Source organism: Candidatus Magnetaquicoccus inordinatus (assembly GCF_004217665.1).
Classification (GTDB): domain Bacteria; phylum Pseudomonadota; class Magnetococcia; order Magnetococcales; family Magnetaquicoccaceae; genus Magnetaquicoccus; species Magnetaquicoccus inordinatus.
This window is the reverse complement of record NZ_RXIU01000314.1, coordinates 1-2,929: the sequence shown is the minus strand read 5'-3', so window position 1 is coordinate 2,929 and position 2,929 is coordinate 1. Positions and strand designations below refer to the sequence as shown.

The 2,929-nt window shown below is 53.9% G+C and carries 5 protein-coding genes; all 5 read right to left on the bottom strand.

Annotated elements, in window-relative coordinates:
• Positions 1 to 243: 243 nt before the first annotated feature.
• Entirely contained in the window at positions 244 to 453 is a 210-nt protein-coding gene (locus tag EJP87_RS15115; protein ID WP_130472692.1) for a hypothetical protein, read from the bottom strand.
• Positions 454 to 554: 101 nt separating this feature from the next.
• Complete coding sequence (locus EJP87_RS15110; protein ID WP_130472691.1) at positions 555 to 746, bottom strand: type II secretion system protein; 192 nt, start codon at positions 744 to 746, stop codon at positions 555 to 557.
• Positions 743 to 1,156 carry a prepilin-type N-terminal cleavage/methylation domain-containing protein gene (locus EJP87_RS15105; protein ID WP_130472690.1) on the bottom strand — a complete coding sequence of 138 codons (414 nt, stop codon included), beginning with the start codon at positions 1,154 to 1,156 and terminating at the stop codon, positions 743 to 745. The genes EJP87_RS15110 and EJP87_RS15105 overlap by 4 nt, the downstream gene beginning before the upstream one ends.
• A 13-nt stretch (positions 1,157 to 1,169) precedes the next feature.
• Positions 1,170 to 1,577 (bottom strand): pilus assembly FimT family protein, encoded by a 408-nt coding sequence (locus EJP87_RS18880; protein ID WP_130472689.1) that lies wholly within the window; start codon positions 1,575 to 1,577, stop codon positions 1,170 to 1,172.
• Between the two features lie 7 nt (positions 1,578 to 1,584).
• Positions 1,585 to 2,808 (bottom strand): type II secretion system F family protein, encoded by a 1,224-nt coding sequence (locus tag EJP87_RS15095; protein ID WP_130472688.1) that lies wholly within the window; start codon positions 2,806 to 2,808, stop codon positions 1,585 to 1,587.
• Positions 2,809 to 2,929 lie beyond the last annotated feature (121 nt).

The following is a 2,929-nucleotide window of genomic DNA, read 5'->3' as shown; positions in this document are numbered from 1 at the left end:
GCTTTGCCCTGCACCCACCAGGAGGAGATAATCTCCTCCTGGACCTCCCTAATAATTTTCTGATTTTCAAATGCGATAGCCATGAGTCGGCGAGTGTGCGTTTACCCCATTGTAAGCAAAGCTATAACTGGGATCTCTGCGTCGTTATCTTTCCTCGTTGTATCTGTTTGCACTCTCTCGTTGTCGCTCTCAATAGTCTTGATCTACAGCCTGCTTGCCACTTGGTCAGGAGAGTGGAATCGGTCAATGGGTTTTGGAAGAGGGATCGTTTGCTGTTGCTTTGCTGGGACAGGGCAAGGAGGTGAGATGGCAGGTCAAACGCAGGGTCGGTGCGGTAAAGATGGTGGTAGCGATAGCCATGAAGAGCAGTCCAGAGAAGCAGGTGGCAGAGAGAGCTTGCGCTTCGAGGAGGACGGTGAGGACAACCACCTCCATCATGCCTTTGGTTTGCATCAAGGTTCCCAGAGCGCAGGCAACAGGCCATCCTTCGCCCATCCAGTGGGCAGGCAGAGCGGTACCGAGAAATTTTCCGGCAACGGAGGTGAGAGTTGCAATCAGGAAGATATTGAACAGGCCGCTGCTGCCTGGGCCAAAAAATGGGCTTGCACAGCTTCCATGGGTCTCTGCAAATTGTTAAGCACTTGCAAAAACAGTGGGATTATTCCGGTAGCCGTGAGAGAGATGACAATGATCCAGAGCAACAACTCTATGAGCGAGACACCTTGTTGGCAAGAGATCTGTTTCATGGCAGGAGAGTAACCGTCCCTGTCAGAGCACTCACCTGCAGGGTCACTGTCTGCTCAGCCAGATGCAGATGGATCTGGGTGGCGGTGTTGGGTATACCACTGCTGGCTTGGAAGGTGCAAGAGAAGGAGTCGATAGCCACCCCATGCGAGAGGTCAGGGGGCGGCTCTGGGATGGTTTGGTTGTCTGCTGCCCGAATGGTATAATAATGTTCATTGGTCGATTGGATGGAGTAGTCTTGTTGCCGTTGCATGGCCAAGGCTTGGGTATAGCGCAGATCTTGTGCCACCTGTTCGGCTTGGGCAGCCAGCAAAAGGGAGCTTGGCCATTGGGGAGTGGCTATCACGGCCAGGATGGCGAGCAGCAGCAGGGTCAAGAGCAATTCGAGCAGGGTAAAACCGGCAGGCGCCATGGCAGCTCTCAGATTACCAGTTGCGGGTCAATTGTGCCTTGGCGGAGATGGTTTCGGCACTGCTGACGGTGATGGTATAGGTGGTATTATTGCTGCCATGGTGCGTCAAGCCACTACCAGAGGCAGACCAGCCTTCGGGAGCTCCTCCGTCAAGGGCAGCGGCAAGAGTCGCTCCAGAGCTGATCATGGTCAGATTTTTTCCGGCACGGTTGGCGGCAAAGTTGATGCTGGCAGCCGATTGGGCCGCGGCAAAGATACCGTTGGCAGCGGCGACCTCTGCCTCACTGCTCAAATCGATAAATTTGGGTGCGGCAACGGCAGCGAGGATGCCGAGCAGCAGCAGGACCATAATCAGTTCAATCAAGGTAAAGCCATGATGGCGGTCATTTTTTTCTGCTGCACAAGGTGTCCGGCCAGGCATAGCAATCTTATCTCCTTCCCAGAGCAACGGATCCCAGATTCCACATCGGCAAAAAGATGCCCAAAGCCAGGATCAAGACGACAACAGCAACGATGGCGAGCAAAAGTGGTTCCAGCAAGGTATTGAGAGCCTGCAACTCATATTCAACCTCCCGGTCATAGAACAGAGCCACTTCCTGCAGCAGTTCATCCAATTTTCCCGATTGTTCACCCACAGCGATCATTTGCAAAACCATGGGGGGAAAGAGGAGAGTGCGGTGGGCCGCCTGAGTCAAAGACTCTCCTTCTTGCACACTTGTACGCATCAGGGAGAGTTGTTGGACCAAAAAATGGTTATCCAAAGTTTCTTCTAGCATATCCAATGTTTGTGTAACAGTCAAACCGGAGCGTTGGGCCATGGCAAAGGTGCGGCTCAGGCGGGCGAGCAGGGTGCGCTGGATCAGGTTTCCCACCAGGGGCAGTTGCAGTTTTTGTCGATCCCACCAGCGCCGTATGCGCAGGTTGCGCATAGCCACTGGCAGGGCCAGTAAACAGGCAAGAAAGAGGGCAAGCAGCCAGGGCCAACTCTGCTGAATAAACTGGGAGGAGGCGATCAACATGCGGGTCAGGAGGGGCAAATCGGCACCAAAGCGGGCAAACATTTTAGCAAAGGTGGGGATGACAAAGGCATTGACCACCAGGAGGGTGAGCAGAGCGGAGAAAAGGACCAACAGGGGGTAGCGGAGAGCCGTTTGCAGTCGGCGTTTGCTGTCACGATCTCTTTGCAAATAGGTATGGATCTGTTCAAAGGCAGAGTCCAGACGACCGGTTTGTTCTCCGATATGGATCAAACGGGGCATGACAGGGCCGAAGATCTGCGGATGTTGCGCCACGGCGGAGGTCAGATCACGTCCGGAGTTGAGATGTTCGATAATGCTTTCCAGAGCTCTGTTCATGCGTGGATGATGGGCATGTTCGCGGATGGTTTGCAGGGAGCGAATGATGGGCACACCGGCCTGGGTAAGGGCAGCCAGTTGCCGAGAAAAGAGGATCATCTCATCCAGGTTTGGTTGCGAGGGCAAGAGTGAGGAGAGTGTTTGCCAGAGCAGGGGTTTTTCTGCCACCTCTTCGATGGTGAGAGGCTCCATCATGTTGTTGAGCAGATAATGGGCCACAGAGGCGCTGTCTGCTGCCTGCAGGGTGCCAGAGATCAGATCATGGGGATTGCGAGCCGTATAACGAAAGAGTGGCACAGCCCTCTCCTTGGGCGGTAAATCGATAGAGCATGGTTTTATTGTATGGCATTGGCCATTGCAATACAGGAAAAGTGCAGCGGAGGCAAGTCAGAGAGCATGGCAAGCGCATTTGCCAATT